This window comes from Bacillus cereus group sp. BfR-BA-01310 (genome assembly GCF_022664325.1).
Classification (GTDB): Bacteria; Bacillota; Bacilli; order Bacillales; family Bacillaceae_G; genus Bacillus_A; species Bacillus_A paramycoides.
In genome coordinates this window covers 1-26,410 of the sequence record NZ_JAKUHD010000030.1, presented here as the reverse complement: position 1 = coordinate 26,410, position 26,410 = coordinate 1, and the positions used below count along the sequence as shown (strand labels likewise).

Genomic DNA, 26,410 nt, shown 5'->3' with positions numbered 1-26,410 from the left:
TGTTTTGTGTAGACTTGAGCATATAGAAGTAGATTATTTTATCATTATATACCATGTGCGACGCCAAGAGGAAGTATTTGCATAATAATCTATGATTATGAAATTTTTATAATCTCTTATTTGGGGGTAGGGGACAAATCTTCAGCAAGATGAATAATTTCTTCTATAGTAGAGTTTACATCCTTACAATTGCGAATAACAAACAAATAATCAGCCTCATTTTCTACAGGATCTACTACATCTTCGTGCAGTGATTCGTCCTGTTGCCGAACGAGTACTTCCTCAAAACTGGAATAGTTACCTCTAAATATATTTGTACTTCGCTGACTACGTGCCACTCTTTCATAAAGTACATCATCCGGAATGTCAAAATGAACTAATATGCGTACATATTCCTCTTTCTTAAACAATTCATTCAGCAAATACATTCGTCCGTTTCGGCTTCTATTTGAGTTGCAAATAATAAGGTGTAAATTTGTATACTCTTTTGCATAATCAACAATGAATTTTGAAAGACCATGCTTCAATGTATTCGGTCCTTCTATTGGCTGCAATTTTTCATAATATGTGTTAATAAATTCAGCTTGGTTGTCTTGATCCATAACGAAAGAGTTAGGTAACTCTTTTTCTAGTTCTCTTGCAAATGTAGTTTTCCCGCTGTGTGTTTTTCCTACTGTAATAATGACTAATCTTTTCATAATGGCCTCCATTTATATTGTTATAAGCAGGAATATTCTGTGTAGGATGAAATCTTCCTGCTAGAGAATATGCAAATTGTTGGAGTGGTGGCGGGCTGAAAACTTGACAAAAAAACTTAATTATGCTATAATTTACCAATATAAAAATGAGGTGTATAATAGGGTTCTCCTGGCCAGGGGAACCCTATTTTTGTTGTGAAAATGAAGGAGTGTATGTGTGTGAAAAAAGGTGAAGCAAGTATAACGTCGTTAGTATCAGCTTTCGGAAGGGCGTATCATAGTGAGTTTGATACCCCTAAAATTTTTGATGATTATGTAGCTAAAGATTTCATTTCAAAAAAAGAACGTAAGGATATTGAAATGAACATGGTTCAAGGGATACATTTTTTCAACAAAGACATTGCGCAGCGGTTTCAAGACAATCCGAAAGAAATATTAAAATGGATTACACAAGTTCAGTTGTCACCAACACCTTTGGCACGTGCGGCATATTGTGAAAGAGTACTGTTACATGAAGTTACACTAGGAGCAAAACAATACGTCATACTTGGTGCAGGGCTGGACACTTTCAGTTTCAGACACCGAGAATTAGAAAACAGTATTGAAATATTTGAAGTGGATCATCCTTCTACGCAGGAGTTTAAGAAGCAAAGAGTGAAAGAAGCAGAACTTGAAGTTCCAAATAATCTTCATTTTGTTTCGATGGATTTCACTAAGGGCTGCTCTAAGCAAGAATTAGTAAATGAAGGATTTGAAAATAAGAAGACTTTCTTTAGTCTTTTAGGTGTTACTTATTACTTAACGAAAGAGGAACTTTCTAGTTTAATAGACTGTTTATTTGCGATGGTTCCAGCAGGGAGTTCTATCGTTTTCGATTACCCTGATGAAAACTTATTTACGGAAAAAGGGTTGTCCAATCGAGTTGAAAACATGGTGAAAATGGCAGAGGTAGGCGGAGAGCCGATGAAATCATGTTTTTCTTACGGAGAAATGGAAGCTCTGTTAGAGAAATCGGGCTTACTCATTTATGAGCACTTATCACCAGAGGACATTAATAAATTATATTTTGAGGGACGAAACGATTATTTAGAAGCTTTTGAGACGGTGCATTATGTTCATGCGGTGAAGAGGTAGAAAACTAAGTAGGCATGGAGAGAAATCTCTATGTCTCTTTTTGATTGATGAGAAATTGGTTTCTGTTTGTCGTTTATTGTTGATAAATCGATATGTTAAGAAAATCGTTGATATATTTCAAGCTACGAACGATATATTTTTAAACAGGAAAGGTGACTTCATCATTTTTCCATGTAATAATAGTATGGTTACATTTACTGTGAAAGAGTATAAAAGGAGCGTTATTGATGAATTTAGCTAAATTCCCGAGAAAAAAATATACAGAATCATATACACCAATTGAAAAGTTAAACAATTTTTCTGAAGCACTTGGTGGACCGACTATTTATTTTAAACGAGATGATTTACTTGGTTTAACAGCTGGCGGTAATAAGACGAGAAAGTTAGAATTTTTAGTTGCGGATGCGCAGGAAAAAGGTGCAGATACGTTAATTACAGCAGGTGGCATCCAGTCAAACCATTGCCGTCTAACACTTGCAGCTGCGGTAAAAGAAAAAATGAAATGTATCCTTGTATTAGAAGAAGGGCTTGAGCCAGAAGAAAAGCCAGACTTTAACGGAAACTATTTTTTATATCACTTATTAGGTGCTGAAAACGTAATTGTTGTACCGAACGGAACAGACCTTATGGAAGAAATGCATAAAGTAGCGAAAGAAGTAAGTGAAAAAGGGAATACACCGTACGTAATTCCAGTTGGTGGATCAAATCCTACTGGTGCAATGGGATACGTTGCTTGTGCGCAAGAAATTATGGCGCAATCATTTGAGCAAGGAATTGATTTCAGTTCAGTTGTTTGTGTAAGTGGTAGCGCTGGTATGCATGCAGGTTTAATTACTGGTTTTTCTGGAACACAAAGTAAAATACCTGTAATCGGGATAAATGTAAGTAGAGGAAAAGCGGAACAAGAAGAGAAAGTAGCAAAACTTGTAGATGAAACTTCAGCTCATGTTGGTATTCCAAACTTTATTCCGCGCGAAGCAGTTACATGCTTTGATGAATATGTAGGACCAGGTTACGCTTTACCAACGCCAGAAATGGTGGAAGCAGTTCAGTTACTTGCGAAAACGGAAGGTATTTTACTTGATCCAGTTTATACAGGTAAAGCAGTAGCGGGATTGATCGACTTAATTAGAAAAGGTAAATTTAATAAAGAAGACAACATTTTATTCGTACATTCAGGTGGTTCACCAGCTTTATATGCGAATACGTCTCTATTTGCGTAAGTGTGAAAAAGCATTGGATATCCAATGCTTTTTGTTTTGAATTAATGTTGAAATTTGATACAATTTCGTGAATATGCGATGATTTTTCAACATTCAACGGTAAACAACGATATATTTGAAGGAGATTGATGTATGACAGAATTTTGGGAAGCAAGTTTTATAGAAAATCAAATGATGTGGGGATTTGAAGCTTCAGATTCCGCAATTTTGACGAAGGACTTTTTCCTTGAAAAGAAAGTGAAGGATATATTGATTCCTGGTATTGGATATGGCAGAAATGCAAAGGTTTTTATTGATAACGGAATACATGTAACAGGTATTGAAATTTCAAAAACGGCGATTGAATTGGCAAGACAAAATGAGCTTAATGCTGGTTTCTTCCATGGTTCAGTTACGGATATGCCTTTTGATAACAAACTGTATGACGGTATATTTTGTTATGCACTTATTCATTTATTGAATAAGGATGAGAGAGAGAAGTTTATTCAAGATTGCTATAGTCAACTAAAACCAAACGGATATATGATTTTTACTACTATTTCAAAAGATGCCCCAATGTTTGGGAAGGGTAAACAACTGGGGAAAGACTACTTCGAGATAATGGAAGGGGTAAAAATGTATTTCTATGATATTGACTCGGTAAAACAAGACTTTGGAAAATATGGACTGATAGAAACTACGGAAATTGTTGAGCCGCATAAAAATATGGAAAGTAAACCTCCATTTAAATTTATAATGATCAAATGTCAAAAAACACCTCTTGAATTCGCATACTAAGTATGCAAATTTAATGGAGGTGTTTTTCGTTAGAAGACAAGAGCTCATTACCCAGAAGAAACAAAGTGGAAAGAGATTGAGATGAAAAGAATAGTTATTCAAACCATTCCAGTATGAGACGATTGGAATTAAAATAGTCAATAAAATTGACAATGAATATCATTTTCACTTACTATAGAATCGTCACATTTAATTAGACATGACTTTTTTATTAATGTAATAGATTTCTATTAAGATGTCACTTTCAAGGACTATCACTAAATCTTTTAAGAATTTAAACGTAAGAAAGGGTAAAATAAAAATGAACTGGAAAAAAGGCGGATTATGGATTATTATTTTTTTCATTGTAAAAGGTACGATTTCTACACTTTTAATTGTTACAGGTGCTAAATATTTTGATTTATCATTTATGCAATTTTTAGTACTAATAATGATTTTATTACTGATTTCTCTAACAGGTCGAAAATTCCTTTATAGACATAAACAAAACAAAAAACAAAAAGAGATAGATATATAATGATGCCCCAGAGACCTTTGGATTTCTGGGGTTTTACTTATTCAATAGTGAGTTTTGGGTTCGCAATACGAATGATACGCTCCATCAGTATTATTGGTTGTAAATCAAAAAGTCACTGATTTTATTGAATAAATAGAAAACACTTTTCTTTTTCTTTTATTTAATTTAATATCAATAAGGGCACCAAAAAAATAGATAGAGGTGCTGAAATGTACGGTATTATTAATTATGAAGTGTTTTTACTAACAGGGATTTTATTAAATCTAATTCCTGGCGCAGACACCATGTATATTGTGGGGAGAAGTATTTCACAAGGTAGAAAAGCAGGTGTGTATTCTGTTTTTGGTATTATTACTGGTTCTTTAGTTCATACGTTATTGGTTGCTTTTGGTTTATCTATTATACTTACAAAATCCATTGTGTTATTTAACACCATTAAGGTTATAGGTGTTATCTATCTTGTATATTTAGGGATTAAAATGATACTTGATAAGACAAATGTAGCTTTCCAAGCCTCATCCAATAAATTGAACATTAGAAAGATATATTTACAAGGACTCTTAACAAGTCTTACGAATCCAAAAGTCTCTTTATTCTTTATTGCGTTTCTTCCGCAATTTATAGATACAAAGGCTTCAGGTCCTATGCCTTTTATCATTTTAGGACTTACTTTTACAGTAACTGGACTATTGTGGTGTTTATTTGTTACTTATTTCTCTTCATATGTCACAAAAAAATTAAGAGGAAATCAAAAGGTAGGAATGATTCTAAATAAAGTAACAGGAATGATTTTTATTGGTATGGGGTTAAAGTTGCTTCAAACGAAGGCTCCTCAATAAACCTGAATAATATAAAAATGCCCCCTTTTAAGAGATGTTATCTTTGATTTAAGCTAATTTCTATATACTAAAAAGCCCCTTCGAATTTGAAGGGGCTTTTGCTTGTTATTTTGGTTTATCTAAAAATTTATTTCATAGTTCATGATCTATGTGCCCTCCAATGATAAGGTCAAATCTTTTCAGTATTACATTTAGAAAACAAGAATAGAGGAATCTAGTTATACCAACTACATGCAGTCTAAGACATTTTTCAACTGAACATTTGGGGAAGAATGTGTTTCTTAACTTAATAGCGATGGAGTAGCACCCCATACCCATCAAGCTAAAAAGGAAAAACATCTCATAACAAAAAATTCTGCATCATTTAAACTCCGGTAACAATTCATATGATCAAGAATGATTGAGCTAATAGATTTTGTTAGATTGCCATCATCTTTTTTGTAACAGAATAGATTCATTACCGTTTCAGACCTATGTATGAATTCATAACCTAACAGTAAAAGGGGGGATGATTAAAGGTATGGCGATTAATGAGGAATCAATTTGTCAACAGTTTGCAAGAATTATCGGCGGCCAAAAAGGATTCGCCGGTGGAAAATGCGTGGCAACAATAAATCGGGATGAAATACAAGCAACAATCTTAGGAAAACGTTTTAGAGTAACAACTTCCTTCTCATTCGAATCAAGAGATAATAAAACTGGACGGGCATTATGTCTAGGCCGGGTAGCACTCTTACAAAAGGAAGTTACTGAATTTGTTGCTACAATTATTAAACAAGGAATAATTGTTTCGTCTATACACAATGAGTGGTTATGTGATGATCCAAATTTAATTTACGTTAATATCGAAGACGTTGATGATCCGCTAAGTTTCGCAAGGAAAGTTAGAAGAGCTTTATGCAATTAACAAGTATCTTTCGTTAAATGAGTGAAGTATGTTGATTAGAATATTTCAGATTGTTGAATGGTTTTATACAGTGAAAGAAGACGTTCCATATTTGGAATGTCTTTTCTTGATGTTTTTATAATTTGAAAGACGAGGGAACGAACTTGGAGGGAGTATGGGAAGCATACAATAAATACATTGAGGGGGCATGTTTGAGAAGATTAAATCAATGGAAAAGGAAATGTTTTTTTATTCTGGGCTATGGACCTATCCGCCTGTTCTAATTAACTAAAAAAAGAACTTTCCCATACCGATTAGACTACTAAGCATTCCGATTCCATTCATGGTGCCTTTTCCTACTGTCAGTAAGTTTCCAAGCATTCCGGGCTGACCGTTACCTCCGTTATTCCCCCATCCCATGGGACTTACCTGTCCTCCCCATCCTGGAGGATTTCCAAAAATACCCCAGTTATTATTGGTATTAAAATTAAAAGCTTTGGCTGGTGGCGATAGTAAAGCGGCAAGATGACCTTGTGCGAACATCCCTGTATGATTGAATGGTTGGGCCCAAGGAAGGGGAGGTTTATGAAAATTAAAACCTGCATGGCCTGGTAATGGAGTCCAATTAGCAGGATGTCCTTGGGGCATCATCCCTGCATAATGAATTGGCTGACCTAAAGAGAAGGGAGGGGGCTGGGGATTGAAACCCGTATAATTGGTTGGTGAATCCCAACCAAATGGATAGACTCGATAACTCCAATCCTCAGGAATCTTCAGACCATTCATTCCCTCAGCTTTAGTTATTTGGGGCTGTAAATATAATGCTGACGTTGAAATTTGGTTACTATATTGCTCCCCGTTTCCCTGTGAATTCAAATACCAATATTGGCTCATAAGCTTATTCCCCTCACTTTAAAAATGTAATGTTAGACTTAGCCTATGTAAAATTCCTTTTTATGGATGGTTACATAACTAGATTTACAAGCCCGTATTTAAAGGAATGGGTGTGTGGTCTTGTTGATTTATCCCGCTATTTGCGGGCAGTAAGGCACCTCCACCTCAAAATTCAGCGAAAGCAAAGCAGCTAGATGGGGGGCTGCCTGTAAAACTCCCACTAATTAAAGTTTCACTTTATTTTAGAAGGGTATGTTCAGTTGCTCCTTTTATTTATTTCAGCCTAATTTAATTTTGGTTAACAAACGTGTTTAAATATTCATTCAAAATCTTATTTAAATGTTTATAAAGGTTTAATCAATAAAAAAGATATTAAAATGTTATGTTGAGCAAGTAGAATTGCTAAAAAAAGAATATCCATTCGAAGAGTTTGGCAAAATACTGCAAGGACAATGTATTCTTGTGCAGATATGCAAACGATTTAAACTAATCAATGGAATTTATAATGAAGGGGCAAATGAATATATGAGTGAAACATTACATAAAAGAAAACCACCATATTTAATGCTTGTAATCCTTTTTATTGGGGCATTTGTTTCATTTCTAAATAACTCGCTTTTAAATGTAGCCTTGCCATCAATAATGAAGGATTTAGACATTAAAGATTATTCAACGATCCAGTGGCTTTCTACAGGGTATATGCTTGTAAGTGGTATATTAATTCCGGCATCAGCATTTTTAATAACCCGCTTCTCCAATAGGAGCTTATTTATTACATCTATGGTGATTTTTATTCTTGGTACGGCCTTAGCGGCTTTAGCACCGAACTTTGGTTTATTACTTACTGGCCGGATGGTCCAAGCAGCAGGTTCTTCAGTCATGGGGCCTTTGTTAATGAATATTATGCTAGTAAGCTTTCCAAGAGAAAAAAGGGGAACAGCAATGGGGATTTTTGGATTAGTTATGATTACAGCTCCAGCAATTGGACCGACACTATCGGGTTATATTGTAGAGTATTATGACTGGCGTTTGCTTTTTGAAATGATTTTACCGTTAGCAATCATTAGCTTACTGTTAGGGATTTGGAAATCGGAGAATGTCATGAAACAAAACAAAAATGCAAAACTTGATTATCTCTCATTACTATTATCTTCTGTCGGTTTTGGCGGTTTGTTATATGGATTCAGTTCTGCAAGCTCCGATGGTTGGACGAATAAAGTTGTCTTAACAACCTTAATCATAGGCGCTATTGCCCTAATTACTTTCATTATCCGTCAATTAAAAATGAATGAACCGTTATTGGATTTACGTGTTTACAAGTACCCAATGTTTGCACTTGCGTCTGTAATTGCAATTGTCAACGCAGTGGCCATGTTTTCGGGTATGATTTTAACACCAGCTTATGTACAAAACGTCCGCGGCATTTCGCCGCTGAGCTCTGGGCTGATGATGCTTCCAGGTGCGGTAATAATGGGGGTTATGTCACCAATTACAGGTAAACTATTTGATAAATATGGCCCTCGGATTCTTGGTATAGTAGGACTTTCCATTACAGCTGTTTCAACTTATATGCTGGCAAACCTGCAAATCGACTCTAGTCACATACATATTATTCTTATTTACACACTGCGGATGTTTGGGATGGCGATGGTGATGATGCCACTTATGACAAATGGCCTTAATCAATTACCAACTCGCTTAAATCCGCACGGTACAGCTGTTAATAATACAGCTCAACAAGTGTCCGGTTCAATTGGTACTGCTATTCTTGTTACGATTATGAATTCTGTAACAAAAACAAAAGCTGAAAGTCTAATAGCTAATGTAGATCCAACAACCTTCACTGAAACTACGAAGGCAATATTAACTCAGAAGGCTTTATTATCCGGAATTCAATATTCATTCTATGTAGCGCTTGGCATGAATGTTGTTGCACTACTATTAGTTTTTTTCGTTAAACGTGTAGATACAAGCGCGGAAGCTGTCGAGAGGTTAAATCGGTAGAGCAAAATAAAACTTTAGATAATGATGCCTACAAGTTTTTTTGCTGATTAGTTAGATAAGGAAGCTTTTATCTGGGCGTTATCAAATCAAAGAAACTTCCAGTGAAATTCACATTGGAAAATATGGACAGAGAATCAAGAAACAAAAGAAGCTGGAGGCATCTATGTATTTGAAGAAAAATAAGCGGAAATGCACAAGAACAGACTTCAAGCATCTGGTGTTAAAGAATTTTTAATACCAATGAAAAGCTAACTCAATTGAATCGTGGCTATGTTACATAATAAGGGATACGCAATCCGGGCAGTCATAAAAAGAGGGGGATTATTGCCCTCTTTTTTAAAATTCTAATTTGGTGTAACTAATAAAGCTATTAGGAGCAATAGTAATAGCAATAGCACATATTGAATTAGCTTTAAATGGAATCTAATTTTAAGGCAATCTAGCTAAGCCGATAATTAAATGAATTTGAATTTAGTTAACGTCGTACTTAGAGTAGCACGCCATACAGAACAAGAACGCTACAATAAATGAAGAAATATCACTGGAGGAATTTATCAAATTAGATATTTCTTCTATAATGTATGGAATGAATTTTGCCGTAGAAAAATAATAGGTAATTCATTTGACAATTAAAATGACCTACTTTAATATATATGCCATAGCATATAATTAGTAAAACAAGCAAATTCACTGTGAATAATTGATATGTTATACCCTTTTATATCTTAATTTATCGAGGTGATATATGAATTTACATGATTTAATAGGCTATCTTGTTCATCGTACTGATGTGAAAATGTCCAATTATTTTACCAAGAGATTAAAGCCTTATGGAGTTACACCAGAGCAGTGGGGGATTATTAGTGTACTTTGTAGCCAAAGGGGGACTACTCAAAAAGAGTTAGCAGAAGCTATTGATAAAGATCAAACTACTGTCGTAAGAATGATACAGTCAATGGAGAGAAAAGGGATTGTAAAGAAGGTTTTGAATGACCAAGATAGACGTTCACACAACCTTTTTTTAACTGAAAAAGGTGACGAGTTAAAGAAAACAATCTTGCCTGTAGTGAAAGACGCTCACCATTTGGTTACGAGTAATTTGAGTGAAGAAGAGATCAAATTATTACAATCATTATTAAACAAATTGTATGATACACGCTATTAATACTTGTTCCTTATTGATGCTATGTTATTTATAAGGAACAAACTCCGTTTTATATATGCTATAGCATATAATTTTGTTTGAAGGAATGGGTAGATAGCTTTATTTTGTATGATATGTGATTTAAGATCAATTTTTTGTCTAGTACTAGTCAAATTTCTATATTGTATATGCTATAGCATATAATTTTTATCCCTTTAATATTGGAAAGGGGAATTTAAATTGAATCAACCTCAATAAGGTTAATCTCAGGAAATAGGGTAAAGGCAGTGGCTTCTATCTGAACAATACTGAGTTTTTATCAAATAAATAAGAAAGATGTGATTACTATTTTAATATTAATTAATATTGTAAAAGTTGTGTTGTTTCTGTTCTTTTTAATGACAGGTACGAAAATTATATCTGGGAAAATGGCAGATGAGTTCAAACGATTTGGTTTACCTTCGTTTTTTAATTTCTTAACTGGGGCTTTTGAGATTGTAGGAGCAATTGGAATGTTGATAGGAATTTGGTTCCCAATAGCAGCTTTATTGGCAGGGTTTTTGTTAGGCGGTACGATGCTTGCAGCTGCCTTAACTCTTATTGTATTAGCGAGAGATCCCTTTAAGAAAGCGATACCTGCGCTTGTTTTATTTGTCCTTAGTTTAGGGATAAGTTTGTATCATATTTTTTAAACACAGCCTAAAGCCGTTAAACTATATGCGTTCAAGTTGCTATCATTTTGTAATTATTTTATAAAAGGGTTTGTGAAAATGCGGGTGAAATTTCAAATGAGTGCAGGAATAATAGCAGCATTCATTTAAGGTATTACCTGCATTCGAATTGAAAAATATTGAAAATAGGAGTGAGTGAAAATGGCATATTTATTACAAATTGATTTTCCGTTTGAAGGTCCTTTTGGTGAAGAAATGGAAAAAGCATTTTGGGATTTAGCAAAAAGTATTAATGAAGAAGAAGGATTTCATTGGAAAATATGGACGGAAAATCAAGAAACAATAGAAGCTGGAGGCATCTATGTATTTGAAGAAAAACAAGATGCTGAAAAATATGGAGAAATGCACAAAAACAGACTTCAAGCATCTGGTGTTAAAGATATTAGAGTAAGAATTTTTCACATCAATGAAAAGTTAACTAAACTGAATCATGGTTATAGTAAATAATAAGGGACATGGAATTCAAAAAAGAAGGGGATAGTCCCTTCTATTTTGAATTCTTCCTTTATGTCTTATTATGCTTAATAAAAAAATCCCTATATAGATAGGGATTCGTGTATTGGCATATAGTTCCTTGGAAAAGGTTGTACTAAGTCTAACATATGAGAGTTCTTACATTTGTGAAATTGACGTGAAAGTACTGTGAAAAAAGTTGTATTAAAATAGTTATTTGTAAAAGGGTACGCCCCTTACTGGGAGGTAAGGGGCACAGGAAATGCAAATTTATTTGTAATTTGCTAAGTTGATTATAACGCATATACCCATCTATACATGTTACAAAATTATGAACAAAACTATAATTTTGTAACTAGGAGTAGTGAAGATTGTATGATTTAAGCTATTTTTAAATGAGTATAACAGAGAAAATGCAAGAAAATCCCTGATAACAGGTCCGTTTTTCTCATCAATTTGGGCCAAGGTGAAAGAAAAAAACAGGAGAACTACCTTATTTCTTTTTATTAATATAATAAAATGTAATTGCTAAATCTAAAGTAATGATAATAATTAGAAGTAATAAGTGTATAAGCGCATCAGTTTTCCCATGTTGCAAAGACTTTATAAAAAAATCCCATTCTGTTTCATAGGAAGGCTCTACCCAATTTCGTTGCAGTCCTAACACCATTCCATTTATGAAAAAGATAACACTTAATAGGATTCTTCCAACAAATACGGCAACTATTTTTAAATTCCAATGTTTTATCTTGATTATATAAAGGATTGGAAAGAGTATAAGTATCCAAAAAATAATAATATAGATTGTATTTACCATTCTCTACTCTCTACTCCTAACAAAATGATTGTTTTTAATATAGGTGAGTTTTCGGGTTGAAGGTATGTTTTATTGCTACTGATTGCGTACTTGCAAAAAAAAGAGCCGGAATTCCGGCTCTTTTTCTATCCCGCAAAAGCCTTCTAATTAAAGTCTTACTTTATCTCTCCGTCTCAAAAAACTCAATCCACTCTCCATCAGGACCAGCGAAGAATATGTAACGTGTTCCATCGGGTAATGTTTCAATTTCTTCTCCTAGTAAAAAGGTTACTTTGTGTTTCTTTAGTCTTTCGATTTCATCTTCTAATGAATCTACTTTGAAGCAAATATGATGTACTTTTCCTTCTGCCGGAAGAGAAGAGTTGTAACCCTCAATTAGTTCGAGTATCGTTTCTTTTGATTCTTCTACGCCTAAAAAAGCGAGTTTTAAGTCTGGATTTGGATGCCCCATACGCTTAATAAGTTGTAAGCCGACTACTTTTTCATAAAATGAGATGGATGTTTCTAAGTTTGCGACCATAAGTCCGACGTGTTCAATTCTTCTGACTGGCATATGCAATCCTTCTTTCTGAAAAATTTATATATAAAATAATATTGAATATTAAGAAAATAAGCAAGATATAATTGTTACAAATTTTAGAGCGTTATATGGTATAGTGAGAAAGTATGTTTGGGGAGACGGAAGGAGCTTATTTTATGAATACAACGACTCAAACTCCTTCATTATCGGAAACGATGAAAGAGTGGCATTATGCATTAGCATATGAAATTAAACATTGGAAAACGATAGGTGGTAGTAAAATCTCTATCATTAACGGTCGTTTCTTATATACAGATTATGAAAGTACAGTATACGTATTTCAGCTTATTTCGGAAGTAAGCTTACCTGAAGGATCACCAATTCGAATTGAGTTCGATGGTGAGGAAGCAACGGGGGAAGTATTATCTGTACATGGATTAGAAATAGAACTGAAATTAAATGATTATATACAAGGTGAAATACGAGAAGCTGTTTTATACAGTGAACCATGGCAACTTTTAGAACAGCTGCAAGAGCGATTGAAAGAAGCGCGTAAAGATAAGCTGAAACGTAATCGTATAAAGCGTCTTGTTGACGGGACGAGCAGTCCAAAGCATATTGAGAAGATGAAAAATCCGAAAAATGAATTGGCGTATCGTTCTTTTTACAATCCGACAACGTACGTGTGGGGGCCACCTGGAACAGGGAAGTCTTACAATTTATCACGTATTATTTCAGCTCATTATCAAAAAGGAAAATCGGTACTTGTGTTAGCTCATAGTAATGCGGCTGTTGACGTATTAATGAGTGAAGTAACGAAGCAAATTGAAAAGAAAAAGAAATGGACACCTGGTGAAATCGTTCGTTACGGTTTTAGCCAACATGAACATATACGAAATCATGAAACGTTACTTGCATCGAGGCTAGTAGAAACGACGAATGGATCATGGGGAGAGGAAAGGCTTTATTTAGAAGAAACACGCCAAGATCTTCGTGAAAAAATACTATCGTATAAGGCGACGTCTTCTGATAAGAAGCGTATGCAAGAAATAGAAAGTGAACTTCGAAAACAAAAAGCGAAAATTAAAGAAGTAGAGAAAGAATATATTGAAAATGCGAAAGTAATCGGTGCGACTTTATCGAAATGTGCAATTGATGCGCTTATTTATGAGCGTACATTTGATTTAGTTGTCGTAGATGAAGTGAGTATGGCATATGTTCCGCAAATCGCATTAGCTGCTTCTCTTGGAAAACGTATTGTCGTTTGTGGCGACTTTTTACAATTGCCTCCAATCGCAATGGCAAACCACGAACTCGTTCGAAAATGGCTCGGTGAAGATATGTTTTATCACGCAGGGATTGTTGAGTCTGTAAATAAATCAGAAGCACATCCCAACCTTTTTATGTTGCAGGAACAAAGACGTATGCATGCGGATATATCTAAGTTTACAAACTCATTTATTTATAAAAATAGAGTGTATGATCATCCATCTGTTTCAGAGCGTCAAGAACTTGCGAAACTACAACCGTTCGCAAATGAAGCCAGTGTTTTATTTGATACGAGCTTAATGGGAGCCTTTTCTTTAAAAGACGCTGCTTCTGGTTCTCGTTTTAATATTATGTCTGGCTTAGTAGCGATGCAAATGATTTTAATTGGACTGTTAGACGGTGTTCAATCTATCGGTGTTGTTACGCCGTACCGAGCACAGTCCCGCTTTTTATCAACGTGTATTAGAGAACTGTTGCAGAGAACGAAATATCAACACGTACCAGTTTTAGCCGCAACAGTTCATAAGTTTCAAGGTTCCGAAAGAGATATGATGATATTTGATACGGTGGATAGTTATCCGCAAGAACGTCCTGGTGTGTTATTCTTTGATCATAAAAACCATCGTCTCGTCAATGTAGCTGTAACGAGAGCGAGAGGGAAGTTCATTCAATTATCAGATTGCCACTATATGCGTAAAAACTTGTCGAGAAAACAAGCGTTATCACAATTAACAGCTCATATAGAACGGCACGGAGATGTGTATGATCGCACGACATCAAGACAAGTGTGGGAGCGAAAAATTTCGAAACGTTTACGCTGGTTTATGGAAATGAATCTTGAGGAGCCGAAAGGACTATTAAAAGATATTTTAGCGGCAAAACGAAAAATTATCATTTCACTTCCAAGTACAAGGCAAGTTGATAAACGAGTATGGCAAGCGTTAATGCGTACGAATGCACAAGTAACAGTTTATAGTGATGGACCAGTTCCATTAAAAAATGTAAAGTTACAAAGGCAAAACAAAGCATTCCCGTTTGTATTAATCGATGATGAAATTTTTTGGGCAGGAGCACCGTTAACATCTCAAATGATGTTTGAAGGTAGTACGGAATTTCCGTATATATGTGCAAGACTACAAGCACCTGAAACAATTGGTGTATTAAAAGGATTTTTAGATATTCGGTAAATTCGGATAGGAATTCCTTGACTTTTAGTCGGAATAAACTTAGAATAAAAATAATTTAATACAATTTTATGAAAATTCTTATCACGAGAGGTGGAGGGACTGGCCCTACGAAACCTCGGCAGCGGATTCTATATGAATACTGTGCCAATTCCAGCAAGTTAACTTGAAAGATAAGAAAGAAGCTCATTTTGACAGTATATTTCAAAGCCTCTTTCTATCTTTTAGGAAGAGGCTTTTTTACGTGAAAATAAAGGAGGAAGAAAAATGGGAGCGACAGGAGTAACGTCACAAAGAAAAAAAATTACTGAAAGTATAGAAAGAAATAAGGAAAGGTACATAAAAACAAGTCATGATATTCATGCGAATCCGGAGATTGGTAACCAAGAGTTTTACGCATCAAGAACGTTAAGTCTGTTGTTAGGAAGTGCAGGATTTCAATTGCAACATAATATAGCTGGACATGAAACAGGTTTTATTGCGCGGAAAAGTTCAGGGAAACAAGGACCAGTAATCGCATTTTTAGCGGAGTATGATGCTTTACCAGGATTAGGTCATGCGTGTGGTCACAATTTAATCGGAACAATTAGCGTTGCAGCAGCAATCGCATTATCCGAAACGCTTGAAGAAATCGGCGGGGAGGTTGTCGTGTTCGGGACACCAGCTGAAGAAGGGGGACCAAACGGTAGTGCGAAGGCGAGTTATGTAAAGGCTGGTTTATTTAAAAACATTGATGCGGCGCTTATGATTCATCCGAGCGGAAAAACAGCTCCAACGAGTCCGTCACTAGCGGTTGATCCACTTGATTTTCATTTTTACGGGAAAACAGCTCACGCCGCAGCTTCGCCAGAAGAAGGAATTAATGCATTAGATGCAGTTATCCAGCTGTATAACAGCATTAATGCACTTCGCCAACAACTTCCGTCAGATGTGAAGATCCATGGTGTCATTACAGAAGGCGGAAAAGCACCCAATATTATTCCGGATTATGCTGCGGCACGCTTCTTTATTCGAGCAGCAACGAGAAAAAGATGTGCGGAAGTAACGGAAAAAGTAAGAAACATCGCGCAAGGGGCAGCGTTAGCAACAGGTACGAAAGTGAAAATTCATCAATTCCAAAATGAAATCGATGAATTACTCGTAACAAAAACATTTAATGACGTCGTAGCCGAAGAGTTAGAACAACTTGGCGAAGATGTAAACCGTAAAGAAAGAGTAGGAATCGGCTCAACCGACGCAGGAAACGTAAGCCAAGTCGTACCGACAATTCATCCGTACATCAAAATTGGACCAGACGAATTAATTGCGCATACGAATGAATTTAGAGAAGCAGCTCGTTCAGAACTAGGGGACAAAGCGTTAATTACATCGGCAAAAGCACTAGCAAATACAGCGTATCGATTAATTACGGAAGAAGGGTTATTAGAGAAGGTGAAGGAGGAGTTTAGAGAGGTGCAGAGGAATCAAGGGTAGGTGTTTTTCCAAAAGATATAAAAAAGGAGTGGATTTACCACTCCTTTTTTATGAGATTTTTTAGGGAAAGCACATGCCCATTAATTTAAGGATTGTATAATGTGGGTAATGATAATAGAGTTATTTAATTTTGATGTAGAAAGGCTCTTTTTTAAGTTGTTTAATTTTCACATTAACATATTGTTCATTATTTAACTTGAACTTAATACGTTCTATCTACTGGTAATAAGACGTTAGTAATGATTTATTAGTCCTTATGTTTTTCATACATCTCTATTTTTTTATTTAGTAAATCTTTACCCCAAACTTGCATTGCTTCTAATACAGGTATAAACTTTTTCCCCTGATCTGTTAAAGAATATTCTACCTTTGGTGGAACAACTTTATAAACTTCTCTGTGTACTAGCTCGTCCTCTTCAAGTTCTCTTAATTGTCTAGTTAAGATTCCTTTTGAGATACCAGGTAACATCCTCAATAATTCATTAAATCTAATAATTTCATTTTTGCTTAAATGCCACAAAATCACGATTTTCCATCTTCCTGCAATTGCATTTTGGGTAACTGTTAATGGACAAATTTCTTGCTGTGTTTCTTCAGAAATCGATTCATCTTGATAACTAAAACGTGCCATAATAAAATCTCCCTTTTACTCTAAGTACTATTTTTATGACTATGTTATTAAATTGTGCCTACTTACATAAATCCTTCTTAAGAAATAGTATATGTAATGTATACAAAAATCAAAAATAACGTTGTATGTAGCGGAGGAGATTGTATGAAAGTTTTAGTAACAGGTGCAAACGGAAATTTAGGTTCTAAAATTGTTGAGTATTTACGTGCTAGATTATCAATTGAAGAAATAATTGTTGGTGTACGTGATGACAAGTCTGAAAAAGCACTTAGCTATAAGGAACAAGGTTTAGAAGTACTTGTAACGGATTTTGAAAATCAAGAAACCTTGTTTTCAGCATTCAAAGATGTCGATCGTTTATTCATCATGTCAACATTTGGTGACTCTGATACAGTTATACGTCAGCATACAAATGCAGTAGAAGTTGCCAAAGCAACAGGTGTAAAACAAATTATTTATCCAAGTGTTACGCGAGCAGAAGGAAATAACTTCTTCCTAGCAGGCATGCATAGAGCACGTGAAGTAGCAATTATTGAATCAGGTATTCCTTATGTGATTCTGCGTAACAACTGGTATGTAGAAAATGAACTTGGTACAATTCAAAGCTGTATGGCTGGTGCCCCTTGGGTGACTTCTGCAGGAGAAGGGAAAATCGGTTGGGTATATCGTCCAGATTTAGCTGAAGCAGCAGCGAATGTTTTGGTAGCTGATGGTCACAAAAATAAGATTTATGAACTTTCTGGTGAAAATTTAACACAACAGCAATTTGTTGGTACATTAAGTGAAGTATTAGGTAAAGAAATTCCTTTATTAGAAGTAGACGATTCTTCTTATGAAGAAATGTTAAAAGGTGCTGGAGTACCTGAAGCCTACCTTCCAATGTTAGTAATGACTCAAAAAGGAATTCGTGAAGGGGGATTAGAATCAACACATACCGATTTGAATTTATTATTAAAACGTCAAGCTACACCATTAAAACAAGCATTAACACATTTATTAGTAAACACAAAATAGAAATAAATCATTTTCAGTGTTAAATAAAGTAGAAACAAACGTAAATGAAAGAGCCAACTCATGTGAGTAGGCTCTTTCATTTACTATATATTTAATTACATATTCGCTTACTTAATGCCATCAGTTTAAACCAACTATCAAAGAAATAGAGAATATTCTGCTAAAATGATAGAGTAAGAATAGAACGGTTCAGGAAGGCGGTTTAACGTATGATTTATGAACTAAGTAAGAATGATTTTTATAAATGTAACGGTATAGTAAATGAAAAAGGACAATTAGAAGTAAAGGCTGTAATTGTAGGAGTTAATCCCGGTCGTATATTTGTAGTTAACATTTCGTCTCCTAATTCAGGACTTATTTGTTTAGCTATACAGGATATTTTCTATTAGATGATGAGGTTTTTGTGTAAATCAATTACATAATCGCCGAATCGTTTTATATGTCTACGATTCACAAAAGAAAGCATATGAGGTGTTCTAAAAATGAAAATACAAATTGTATTGTTTGACGGCTTCGGAGAGCTTGTTTCTTTCGCACCTTTTGAGGTACTTAAAAGAGCGATAGAAGAAGGGGCTCCATTTACGGTTGAACTAATAGCAAGTGAACCAAAACAAGAAATTACGACTTCGTTTGGAGTTACGGTCAAATTAAATGATTTTTTACGAATGGATAATCGTCCAGATCTGCTAATTGTACCTGGTGGTGGCTGGAATCATAAAGCTGAACATGGGGCACGAAAGCAAGCAGAGCTTGGAACCTTGACCGAAATGATTAGAGAGATGCACAACGAAGGAACGATTGTTGCTGGCGTTTGTACAGGAGGTATGTTACTAGCTGCTTCTGGCATATTGGATGGTAAAATGGCGACGATGCACCATTTGGCGCAGAATGAAATAAGTGAATACGGGGCAGAGCTGCTTCATTACAGAATTGTGGATCAAGGGAATATTATCACTGCGAGAGGAGTCACTTCAGGACTCGATTTGGGACTTTGGATCACGGAAAGGTTCGCAAGCTCCAAAATTGCAGCTGCCGTTGAATATAGAATGGAATACGAGAGGCGAGGTGTTGTTTGGGATTAATTTGAGTTCTTTTTTAGACCTGGACGAATATATGTATTTTCAGTCAATCGCTTCAATCCCTTTTATCGTGCTTGAAGCCTTTAGAGTTACGTTATATATTTTAAACATAGAAACAAATTAAAATATCACATATACAAACTATAAAAAGAGAATAAAGGAGTCATGAGATTGAAGAAGACAATGAAAGGTTTATTATGGGGGACAGGCTCGGTATTTGGTGCTTTCACAGCATTTATTACTTATGTGGCAATTAAGAATGTGAAGCATAAGGATGTTGAGAAATTGATGGTGACCAATAATAACGAGCGCGTTCTTAAAGTCGGGAAAGAGTTTAAGGTGACAACGTTTAATATTGGCTTCGGCGGTTTAGATAAAGATCAAGATTTCTTCTTAGACGGAGGAAAGGGTTCGCGCTCTAGTAGTAAAGAGCAAACAGAAAAGAATATCAGCAATATGCTGTCTTTCTTACAAAAGGAAGATTCTGATTTTATATTAACGCAAGAGATGGATGAGAAGTCACTTCGTTCATTTGATGTGAATCAGTATAAGGCGTTTCAAGATGGACTGAAAGATCATGCGTCTACGTTTGGTGATAACTTTAATGTGCAGTGGGTGCCGGTACCAATTAAGAAGCCACACGGATATACGAACAGTGGACTTGGTTCGTTTTCAAAATATAAAGTAGAAGAAGTGACGAGATATCAGCTTCCTGGAAGAGAAATGTGGCTTCGTCAATTATTCGACGTAGATCGAGCGATTGTTGAGCATAAGGTTCCAGTTGATAACGGAAAATATTTACGAATGGTGAACGTTCATTTATCTGCATATGATAAGGGTGGAAACATTCGAAAGCAACAAGTTGAGTTTTTGAAAGAGTATATGAATAAACATTACATAAATGGCGACTATATCGTGCTTGGTGGAGACTGGAATCAACTATTATCTGATGTGCAGTTAAAAGATCCGAGGTTTAAAGAAGACTGGCCAGAGTGGTTAGTACAGTTACCAGAAGATTTCACTGATGGTGGGTTCCAGTGGGCTGTTGATGATACCGTTTGGACAGTTCGTGACAATGTGAAGAGCTATGTTGAAGGTGAGAACTTTGTTACGATTATTGATGGTTTTTTAGTCTCTCCAAATGTGGAGATTGTAAGCGTACAAGGGCATGATTTGAAGTTTGAAAACAGTGATCATAATCCGGTTAGTGCAGTGTTGAAGTTAAATTAGCAAGGGAAGAAACGGGTTATGTGTAAGAAGCGTGTAACCACATGTTGTCTGAAGTTTATACAATATAAATAATCTTGGCTCATTCATTTCATTAACCGGTTCCTGACGTATAAGGTACCGGTTAATTTGTGTCACAGTTTCCTGAAATGATGGGGTGACCCTTCACTGTTCTAGCCCTCATGAAAAAAAGTAAAACCTACTGCACACAAGGGTCCTTTAGTAAAAAGCTTCACTAATTGTTGTGCAGTATATTTTGGTGAATATTTCATGTCATTTTGGAGCCACCAAATTGATATACCAACAACAGAGGAAGTGATGAAATGCAATACCATATCTTTTGGAATATCTAAGTCAAATTCTCCAAGTATAAGCACAATGAAATTTTGTTCAAGGTGATCCATGATAGTATGCTGCATTTATAGCTTAAAATCATGAATACCATGAGGTCCAAGCATGGTTGTATAAAAGTCTGCATGTTTGGCGATACACTCAAATGTGGATTGTAAAATTCCCTCGAATTTCGAAAGTTCTATTTGATGTTCCTGCATGGTCCTTTTAATATCAACTGTTTTCCTTAACTTACCTAAATATAACGTTTTTTACTTTTTAGGATCGTGACTATTCTTAGGTTAATAGACATTGTGTCTCTCGGAGTGTTCGAGAGATTTTTTGTTTTTGGGGTTCTGGTGCAAAAACTTTGAAGTATATGAAAATGGCCTATCGAATTTGGACATACTGATACTAGTACTCTAAAAAAGAACGTGATTGGTATGGAAAAGCAAAATCTATTCAAGTGGAAACATTATCAACCGGATATTATTTTATTAACCGTGAGATGGTACCTACGTTATACCCCCTAGTTTTAGTATATCAAGTGAAATAAAAATATTGTCACACCCATCTCTAACATATTTGTTAAAAAGCATATTAACTTGTTAGCAAATGTTAACTACTACATAACAAATGGTAATGATTTGCTAGAAACACTCTAGTAAAATCTTACTATGATGAATTATATAGTTAAAATTACAAACAAAATAATAACCGTTCATCGTAGAGACATAGGTTGAAAAAATAGTTGTAAGAGATAGTCGTATAAATAAGGCTAATTGGCAAGCAATTGTTTTAAATGTTGTACTGAATAATTAGGTCGCTCGTTATTTTCCTTTATGTGAAAAAATGTACAAAGAATATTTTTTATTGAGAAAATTTTGTTACAAACATTCACAGAAGGTAAATTAATTGCCCCATATCATCAAGAAGAAAGGAGAAATATTATTATTTTGTGTTTTTAGCTAATTACTTCAATTCCGTTAATTATATTAATTAAGTAAATGAAAATTATTAACATCATACTGTAAATTGTATGGGTTACATCATGCTAATAGGACTATTAGCAATTATTATACTTATCACTAGTAAAATTATGTAAAAATATTATCAAAGAGGCGAGAAATTTATGAAAAAGATTAGTAGTTTGATAATGATATTATTACTTTTATGTAATAGTATTATTACTGTTTTCCCTGCAAAAACTTCAGCGAAAACCCTGGAAAATGTCATTAAAGAAACGTATTTAACAAATAGTAATGGGGTAAGACCTTCTAATGGCAGTTTTGGTGATTGGGAGACGGTGCGAGTAAATGTTGAAGTGGAGTTAGAGGATGGCTCAGCTAAAAGTGGTGATACATTTAGTTTTTATTTGCCTAAGGAATTGAAACTTGATAAAGATATAGATTTTGATATTAAAGATCAAGATGGAAATATAATAGGAAAAGTACATGCTGAAAAGCAAACTAAAAAAGTGACTGTAACATTTACTGATTACGTAGAAACCCACTCAAATATAAAAGGGAAAATGTATTTTAATGCTAAGTTTGATAAAGATCAAATAGATGATGGAGAAGATCATAAATTAGAATTTGTTGATGAAAATGGTGTTATTTTCACCGATGAAGTTAATGTTCATGAAGGATCGTTTAATAATCTTGATGAAAAATTGCATAAATATGGATATTTTGATCGCAATGATAAAAATTTAATGCATTGGGTTATACGAATAAATGTGGCCGGTATTGATATCAAAAATGCAATTGTTACAGATGAAATTGGTTCAGGTCATACGCTAGTAAAAGATAGCATTAAAGTATTAAGAGTAAAATTCAAAGTGGAAGACGGAAAACTTAAATACGACGATTTGACTGATGTTACGAAAGCAATTCCGATTGATGACTCACTTCCTAATAAATTCACTGTAAATTTAGGTGATATTGTAGATGGATATGGATATTTTGTTGAATATAATACAAGAATAGTTGGAGACGGCAACGCATCTAATGATTATTCAAATAAAGTTACTTTGTTAGGGAATGATGAAGAATTTGAAAAAGATTCAACAACACACAAAGTTACTGATGGTGGAGGAGAAGGAGAAGGTGAAGAAGGTTCTGTAGAGGTAATGAAAGTAGACTCGAATGATGGTCATTCATTAGCAGGAGCCAAGTTTGATGTCATTCGTTTATCAGATAATAAAATAGTAGGACATCTTACTACAGATAGTAAAGGCAAAGGAAGTTTAGGTAATTTGCCATTTGAAAACTACCAATTAGTCGAAACGACAGCACCAAATGGCTATAAACTAGATCAAACACCAGTAAAATTTACAATCGATAAAACGCACAAGGTTATACAATTAAAAATTGACAATACTCTTTTAAAGGGGTCAGTAGTATTAACAAAAGTTGATACGGAAACGAAAGAAAAATTAACAGGGGCCGAGTTTAAGTTAATAGATGAGCAAGGCAAAGAAATAAAAGAGAACGTAGTAACAGATAAAGAAGGGAAATTGGTAATAGAAGGTTTAGTACCCGGAAACTATCAATTTATCGAAACAAAAGCACCAAAAGGTTATGTATTGGATGGGACTCCATTATTATTCGAGATAAAAGCAGGAGAAACATCAAAAGCAGTAACTGTAACGAAGGAAAACAAATTAGAAACAGGCTCGGTCGTATTAAATAAAGTAGATGCATCAGATCAAAGTAAAGTATTAGAAGGAGCCGAGTTTAAATTAGTAGATGACAAAGGCAAAGAAATAAAAGAAAACGTAGTAACAGATAAAGAGGGTAAATTGGTGGTAGAAGGTTTAGTACCAGGGAACTATCAATTTATCGAAACAAAAGCACCAAAAGGTTATGTATTGGATGAGACACCGTTATCATTCGAGGTAAAGATAGGAGAAATATCAAAAGCAGTAACTGTAACGAAAGAAAACAAATTGGAAACAGGCTCGGTCGTATTAAATAAAGTAGATGCATCAGATCATAGTAAAGCATTAGAAGGAGCCGAGTTTAAGCTAGTAGATAACAAAGGCAACGTAATAGAAGAAAACGTAGTAACAGATAAAGAGGGTAAATTGGTGGTAGAAGGTTTGGTACCAGGAAATTATCAATTTATAGAAACAAAAGCACCAAAAGGTTACGAATTAGATGAGACTCCATTAGTATTTGAAATAAAAGGAGGAGAAACATCAAAAGCAGTAACCGTAATGAAAGAGAATAAATTAATCAAGAAGGATCCTACCATACCTGTGAAACCAGAGGATGATCAGAAAAAGCCATCTGAAGAATTGCCTCATACTGGTAGAGCTGCTACTAACTATCTATTAATAGTAGTAGGTGGCAGTTTAATTGTTCTTGCGGGACTTCTGCTTTATCGAAAACGTAAAATTCATAGATAAAAGTTGATCGTAAAAATAAATATGATAACCTTGAGAAACGATAAAACATTCATTGCTATAAATGTGGCAATGAATGTTTTTATTTTTGTAAAGAGAAATAGAAAGTTATTATATTAAAAAGTAGGAAATATTAGTGAGGAATACAAGTTATTATGTGCAAATTTTTATAGATATATTTTATATATAACTAAAAAGAAGTCGGTGTAATCTATCATAGACTTCTTTTTAGTTCGAATTTTGCATAGAATTATATTTTCTCATAATGTAATAATAAATCATATTTGTTTAAATCAAATTCATTTTAGGAGTACTATTTCTTCTTTCTTGTATTGATATATATTGTTCTAGATAATCTAAATCTTTTATGATATATAGATTATTCTTAAATTCGATAATATCATCATCTTTTAAACTTTTTAATATTCTATGTGTACTCTCTTTTGTTGAAATACCTGCTAATTCCGCTAATTGATCAATTGTTACGTGCATATTTATTATTTTACCATCAGTAGTATCTATTCCAAATGTATTTGCTAGTCTAACAAAGACAGAACATAATGCTCCTTTTTTTGTATGCAAAGCAAAGTCGCTAAACTTATCAATTAAATTTAGTGAATAATTTGTGCAAAGTTTTGAATAGCATTTGTAAAAATAAATATGATCTTTATAAGTATTTTTTATTTCTTCAATCTCTATTGCTTGTACAACTACAACTTTACTACATGCTCTTATAATACCCGGGCTTTTAGCTTTGTATCCCAAAAGGCATTCAGACCCTATAATTTTACCTTTCCCACGTAATTCCGCTTGGATTTTTTTTCCGTCAGGGTTTATTTTTTCAAATCCTACTATTCCATTTTGAATTATATAAACATAATCCATTACACTATTTTCTTGATAAATATAGCTATCCTGATAAAATACATCCTCTCTATGTTTTAGAACTTTTAAAAACTCCAACATTTCATTAGACGCTTCTTTTAAGTTATCCATTTTCTCCTCCGAATTCAATATTAGATATTTTGAAGAAATAGTAAAGTGTATATTCATTTATACAAAATTCAAAGTAGTTTACTTTATCATTATAGTTAGTACTAGATAATAGGTAATTAGTATATAGCATTGATTTATTTTAATAAATATGTTAAAGGTGCAAACTATGGAATAATAATATCTATGAAAAATCTTTCGTATACGAAAAGAGTACATTAATGCTACATTCTTTTCTAATTATAACCCATAAATTTTGCTACATCAGTATATTCATAGATAGATTTTACGGTCACCGTCTGGTACCTCACTCGAAAAGGAAACGTATGGATTACGCTTGTTGATTGTACGCCTAAAGGATATTCCCTGCGAAAATCGACTAAAATCGTAGGAGTTACTTGGATTACCCTTTTTTGAGTAGTGGGGAATGATGTAATTGTATAGAAAGAGTCACCGAGATTGTGACTTTGAGCCGAGTATCTTTTGTTTTGTGTACACACATCCTGGAATTGGAGCTTCCTTATAGATTATGCCAGTGATATTAAAGATGAAAAACCGAAATTAATAAAAGTATTAGAAAGCAGTGAATAGCAGGAGTATGATGATTTTTCGTTATGCTGTGAAACAATCACCATTAAATTCTTCTAGGTGATTGTTATTATAGGGTTGAGTCGAAAATAACTTATGTGATTCTTCTTTTTTATGTTTACTATGGAAAAATTAGTTAATCAAACCTTCTGTGCAATCTGGATCAGCTTTTAGATTTAAAACATGTGTGAATGACCAGAATCCTAAAGATACTGCAGTGGCAATTTAAAATTTCCCGGTTGCGAACGCCCATCCAGCAGATACCCAATGGCTTGCTCCTTGATCAGTTACAATAATTAAAGGATTAATATTAGTGTGCCCATTATCAGCACTTAATGTTTTGGTTATATTTCGTGAGCCTGCGGAAAAATTCATTCATTTCTTATGATGAAATTCCAATCTATAAAGAAGTAAATAGATAAAGTGTCCTGGCCTTTTAATGGGATAGGCCAAACGATATAGTTTCATTTTTGAATATTGTTGTGTATGTGGCGGTACCCCACATCCATCAACTTAAGGATTCAGACTATTCTTGAAGTTGAAAGTACGTTACTATTCTCTTATGTTAATGAGAAA

22 protein-coding genes, 5 pseudogenes and 1 riboswitch are annotated in these 26,410 nt (G+C 34.3%); of the genes and pseudogenes, 20 read left to right on the top strand and 7 right to left on the bottom strand.

Translation table 11 applies throughout. The annotated features are described in order from the left end of the window. Positions 1-116: 116 nt before the first annotated feature. The gene (locus MR109_RS26710; RefSeq protein ID WP_242274490.1) at positions 117-698 is read right to left on the bottom strand and encodes an ATP-binding protein; all 582 of its coding nucleotides are present in this window, start codon (positions 696-698) and stop codon (positions 117-119) included. 213 nt (positions 699-911) lie between these two features. Between MR109_RS26710 and MR109_RS26705 the strand changes: the two genes are divergently transcribed. The 6 genes from MR109_RS26705 (at position 912) to MR109_RS26680 (ending at position 6,095) form a co-directional block, all read left to right on the top strand. Then, positions 912-1,832 (top strand): class I SAM-dependent methyltransferase, encoded by a 921-nt coding sequence (locus tag MR109_RS26705; protein WP_242274495.1) that lies wholly within the window; start codon positions 912-914, stop codon positions 1,830-1,832. A gap of 227 nt (positions 1,833-2,059) precedes the next feature. Then, entirely contained in the window at positions 2,060-3,055 is a 996-nt protein-coding gene (gene cuyA / locus MR109_RS26700) for a D-cysteate sulfo-lyase (RefSeq protein WP_242274489.1), read from the top strand. A gap of 132 nt (positions 3,056-3,187) precedes the next feature. Next, positions 3,188-3,832 carry a class I SAM-dependent methyltransferase gene (locus tag MR109_RS26695; RefSeq protein ID WP_242274488.1) on the top strand — a complete coding sequence of 215 codons (645 nt, stop codon included), beginning with the start codon at positions 3,188-3,190 and terminating at the stop codon, positions 3,830-3,832. Between the two features lie 301 nt (positions 3,833-4,133). Next, entirely contained in the window at positions 4,134-4,349 is a 216-nt protein-coding gene (locus tag MR109_RS26690) for a hypothetical protein (protein WP_025148613.1), read from the top strand. Positions 4,350-4,558: 209 nt separating this feature from the next. After that, on the top strand, positions 4,559-5,188 hold the full coding sequence (locus MR109_RS26685) for a LysE family translocator (RefSeq protein WP_242274487.1): 630 nt from the start codon (positions 4,559-4,561) through the stop codon (positions 5,186-5,188). Positions 5,189-5,696: 508 nt separating this feature from the next. Beyond that, entirely contained in the window at positions 5,697-6,095 is a 399-nt protein-coding gene (locus MR109_RS26680; protein ID WP_025148612.1) for a DUF1259 domain-containing protein, read from the top strand. A 267-nt stretch (positions 6,096-6,362) separates the two neighbouring features. Here the strand turns inward: MR109_RS26680 and MR109_RS26675 are convergent, their stop codons facing one another. After that, on the bottom strand, positions 6,363-6,968 hold the full coding sequence (locus MR109_RS26675; protein WP_242274486.1) for a hypothetical protein: 606 nt from the start codon (positions 6,966-6,968) through the stop codon (positions 6,363-6,365). A gap of 525 nt (positions 6,969-7,493) precedes the next feature. Here MR109_RS26675 and MR109_RS26670 point away from each other — a divergent pair. From MR109_RS26670 to MR109_RS26650, 5 genes and pseudogenes are all read left to right on the top strand, one after another. Continuing rightward, positions 7,494-8,972, top strand: a complete 1,479-nt coding sequence (locus MR109_RS26670) for a DHA2 family efflux MFS transporter permease subunit (protein ID WP_025148610.1) — start codon at positions 7,494-7,496, stop codon at positions 8,970-8,972. Positions 8,973-9,083: 111 nt separating this feature from the next. Then, a pseudogene (locus tag MR109_RS26665) lies at positions 9,084-9,253 on the top strand (YdhR family protein); the annotation flags it as partial. 464 nt (positions 9,254-9,717) lie between these two features. After that, positions 9,718-10,137, top strand: coding sequence for a MarR family winged helix-turn-helix transcriptional regulator (locus tag MR109_RS26660; protein WP_242274485.1), 420 nt, complete (start codon positions 9,718-9,720; stop codon positions 10,135-10,137). A 320-nt stretch (positions 10,138-10,457) separates the two neighbouring features. Then, positions 10,458-10,808 carry a DoxX family protein gene (locus MR109_RS26655; RefSeq protein ID WP_025148609.1) on the top strand — a complete coding sequence of 117 codons (351 nt, stop codon included), beginning with the start codon at positions 10,458-10,460 and terminating at the stop codon, positions 10,806-10,808. A gap of 180 nt (positions 10,809-10,988) precedes the next feature. After that, complete coding sequence (locus tag MR109_RS26650) at positions 10,989-11,294, top strand: monooxygenase (RefSeq protein ID WP_242274484.1); 306 nt, start codon at positions 10,989-10,991, stop codon at positions 11,292-11,294. Between the two features lie 499 nt (positions 11,295-11,793). Here MR109_RS26650 and MR109_RS26645 read toward each other — a convergent pair whose 3' ends face one another. Both MR109_RS26645 and MR109_RS26640 read right to left on the bottom strand, forming a co-directional pair. Then, positions 11,794-12,117 carry a hypothetical protein gene (locus tag MR109_RS26645; RefSeq protein ID WP_242274483.1) on the bottom strand — a complete coding sequence of 108 codons (324 nt, stop codon included), beginning with the start codon at positions 12,115-12,117 and terminating at the stop codon, positions 11,794-11,796. A gap of 160 nt (positions 12,118-12,277) precedes the next feature. After that, positions 12,278-12,670 (bottom strand): VOC family protein, encoded by a 393-nt coding sequence (locus tag MR109_RS26640; protein WP_242274482.1) that lies wholly within the window; start codon positions 12,668-12,670, stop codon positions 12,278-12,280. 113 nt (positions 12,671-12,783) lie between these two features. Between MR109_RS26640 and MR109_RS26635 the strand changes: the two genes are divergently transcribed. Both MR109_RS26635 and MR109_RS26630 read left to right on the top strand, forming a co-directional pair. Then, on the top strand, positions 12,784-15,093 hold the full coding sequence (locus MR109_RS26635; RefSeq protein WP_242274481.1) for an AAA domain-containing protein: 2,310 nt from the start codon (positions 12,784-12,786) through the stop codon (positions 15,091-15,093). Positions 15,094-15,168: 75 nt separating this feature from the next. Further along, positions 15,169-15,270, top strand: a riboswitch (SAM riboswitch). Positions 15,271-15,357: 87 nt separating this feature from the next. Next, positions 15,358-16,563 (top strand): M20 family metallopeptidase, encoded by a 1,206-nt coding sequence (locus MR109_RS26630; RefSeq protein ID WP_242274480.1) that lies wholly within the window; start codon positions 15,358-15,360, stop codon positions 16,561-16,563. 247 nt (positions 16,564-16,810) lie between these two features. On the opposite strand, the gene MR109_RS26625 is transcribed toward MR109_RS26630, so the two are convergent. Then, entirely contained in the window at positions 16,811-17,194 is a 384-nt protein-coding gene (locus MR109_RS26625; RefSeq protein ID WP_242274479.1) for a winged helix-turn-helix transcriptional regulator, read from the bottom strand. Positions 17,195-17,338: 144 nt separating this feature from the next. On the opposite strand from MR109_RS26625, the gene MR109_RS26620 reads away from it, so the two are divergent. From MR109_RS26620 to MR109_RS26605, 4 genes and pseudogenes are all read left to right on the top strand, one after another. After that, the gene (locus tag MR109_RS26620) at positions 17,339-18,208 is read left to right on the top strand and encodes an SDR family oxidoreductase (RefSeq protein WP_242274478.1); all 870 of its coding nucleotides are present in this window, start codon (positions 17,339-17,341) and stop codon (positions 18,206-18,208) included. 209 nt (positions 18,209-18,417) lie between these two features. Beyond that, positions 18,418-18,594 (top strand): annotated as a pseudogene (locus MR109_RS26615) (GNAT family N-acetyltransferase); the annotation flags it as partial. Positions 18,595-18,690: 96 nt separating this feature from the next. Continuing rightward, positions 18,691-19,290 (top strand): DJ-1/PfpI family protein, encoded by a 600-nt coding sequence (locus tag MR109_RS26610; protein ID WP_242274477.1) that lies wholly within the window; start codon positions 18,691-18,693, stop codon positions 19,288-19,290. A gap of 162 nt (positions 19,291-19,452) precedes the next feature. Next, entirely contained in the window at positions 19,453-20,517 is a 1,065-nt protein-coding gene (locus MR109_RS26605) for an endonuclease/exonuclease/phosphatase family protein (protein ID WP_374202586.1), read from the top strand. Positions 20,518-20,687: 170 nt separating this feature from the next. Here MR109_RS26605 and MR109_RS30310 read toward each other — a convergent pair. After that, positions 20,688-21,062 (bottom strand): annotated as a pseudogene (locus MR109_RS30310) (TetR-like C-terminal domain-containing protein); the annotation flags it as partial. A 225-nt stretch (positions 21,063-21,287) separates the two neighbouring features. Here MR109_RS30310 and MR109_RS26595 point away from each other — a divergent pair. After that, positions 21,288-21,368, top strand: a pseudogene (locus tag MR109_RS26595) (IS6 family transposase); the annotation flags it as partial. Positions 21,369-21,976: 608 nt separating this feature from the next. Continuing rightward, a complete protein-coding gene (locus MR109_RS26590; protein WP_242274474.1) occupies positions 21,977-24,256 on the top strand; it encodes a SpaA isopeptide-forming pilin-related protein in 2,280 nt (759 codons plus the stop codon). Positions 24,257-24,541: 285 nt separating this feature from the next. Here MR109_RS26590 and MR109_RS26585 read toward each other — a convergent pair whose 3' ends face one another. Beyond that, on the bottom strand, positions 24,542-25,249 hold the full coding sequence (locus MR109_RS26585; protein WP_242274473.1) for a Crp/Fnr family transcriptional regulator: 708 nt from the start codon (positions 25,247-25,249) through the stop codon (positions 24,542-24,544). A 279-nt stretch (positions 25,250-25,528) separates the two neighbouring features. Between MR109_RS26585 and MR109_RS26580 the strand changes: the two are divergent. Further along, a pseudogene (locus MR109_RS26580) lies at positions 25,529-25,660 on the top strand (IS1595 family transposase); the annotation flags it as partial. Positions 25,661-26,410: the final 750 nt, after the last annotated feature.

Coding starts and splice junctions, on each gene's coding strand:
- MR109_RS26710 (WP_242274490.1), bottom strand. CDS start 698: ATGAAAAGATTAGTCATTATTACAGTAGGAAAAACACACAGCGGGAAA.
- MR109_RS26705 (WP_242274495.1), top strand. CDS start 912: ATGTGTGTGAAAAAAGGTGAAGCAAGTATAACGTCGTTAGTATCAGCT.
- cuyA (WP_242274489.1), top strand. CDS start 2,060: ATGAATTTAGCTAAATTCCCGAGAAAAAAATATACAGAATCATATACA.
- MR109_RS26695 (WP_242274488.1), top strand. CDS start 3,188: ATGACAGAATTTTGGGAAGCAAGTTTTATAGAAAATCAAATGATGTGG.
- MR109_RS26690 (WP_025148613.1), top strand. CDS start 4,134: ATGAACTGGAAAAAAGGCGGATTATGGATTATTATTTTTTTCATTGTA.
- MR109_RS26685 (WP_242274487.1), top strand. CDS start 4,559: ATGTACGGTATTATTAATTATGAAGTGTTTTTACTAACAGGGATTTTA.
- MR109_RS26680 (WP_025148612.1), top strand. CDS start 5,697: ATGATTAAAGGTATGGCGATTAATGAGGAATCAATTTGTCAACAGTTT.
- MR109_RS26675 (WP_242274486.1), bottom strand. CDS start 6,968: ATGAGCCAATATTGGTATTTGAATTCACAGGGAAACGGGGAGCAATAT.
- MR109_RS26670 (WP_025148610.1), top strand. CDS start 7,494: ATGAGTGAAACATTACATAAAAGAAAACCACCATATTTAATGCTTGTA.
- MR109_RS26660 (WP_242274485.1), top strand. CDS start 9,718: ATGAATTTACATGATTTAATAGGCTATCTTGTTCATCGTACTGATGTG.
- MR109_RS26650 (WP_242274484.1), top strand. CDS start 10,989: ATGGCATATTTATTACAAATTGATTTTCCGTTTGAAGGTCCTTTTGGT.
- MR109_RS26645 (WP_242274483.1), bottom strand. CDS start 12,117: ATGGTAAATACAATCTATATTATTATTTTTTGGATACTTATACTCTTT.
- MR109_RS26640 (WP_242274482.1), bottom strand. CDS start 12,670: ATGCCAGTCAGAAGAATTGAACACGTCGGACTTATGGTCGCAAACTTA.
- MR109_RS26635 (WP_242274481.1), top strand. CDS start 12,784: ATGTTTGGGGAGACGGAAGGAGCTTATTTTATGAATACAACGACTCAA.
- MR109_RS26630 (WP_242274480.1), top strand. CDS start 15,358: ATGGGAGCGACAGGAGTAACGTCACAAAGAAAAAAAATTACTGAAAGT.
- MR109_RS26625 (WP_242274479.1), bottom strand. CDS start 17,194: ATGGCACGTTTTAGTTATCAAGATGAATCGATTTCTGAAGAAACACAG.
- MR109_RS26620 (WP_242274478.1), top strand. CDS start 17,339: ATGAAAGTTTTAGTAACAGGTGCAAACGGAAATTTAGGTTCTAAAATT.
- MR109_RS26610 (WP_242274477.1), top strand. CDS start 18,691: ATGAAAATACAAATTGTATTGTTTGACGGCTTCGGAGAGCTTGTTTCT.
- MR109_RS26605 (WP_374202586.1), top strand. CDS start 19,453: ATGAGATTGAAGAAGACAATGAAAGGTTTATTATGGGGGACAGGCTCG.
- MR109_RS26590 (WP_242274474.1), top strand. CDS start 21,977: ATGAAAAAGATTAGTAGTTTGATAATGATATTATTACTTTTATGTAAT.
- MR109_RS26585 (WP_242274473.1), bottom strand. CDS start 25,249: ATGGATAACTTAAAAGAAGCGTCTAATGAAATGTTGGAGTTTTTAAAA.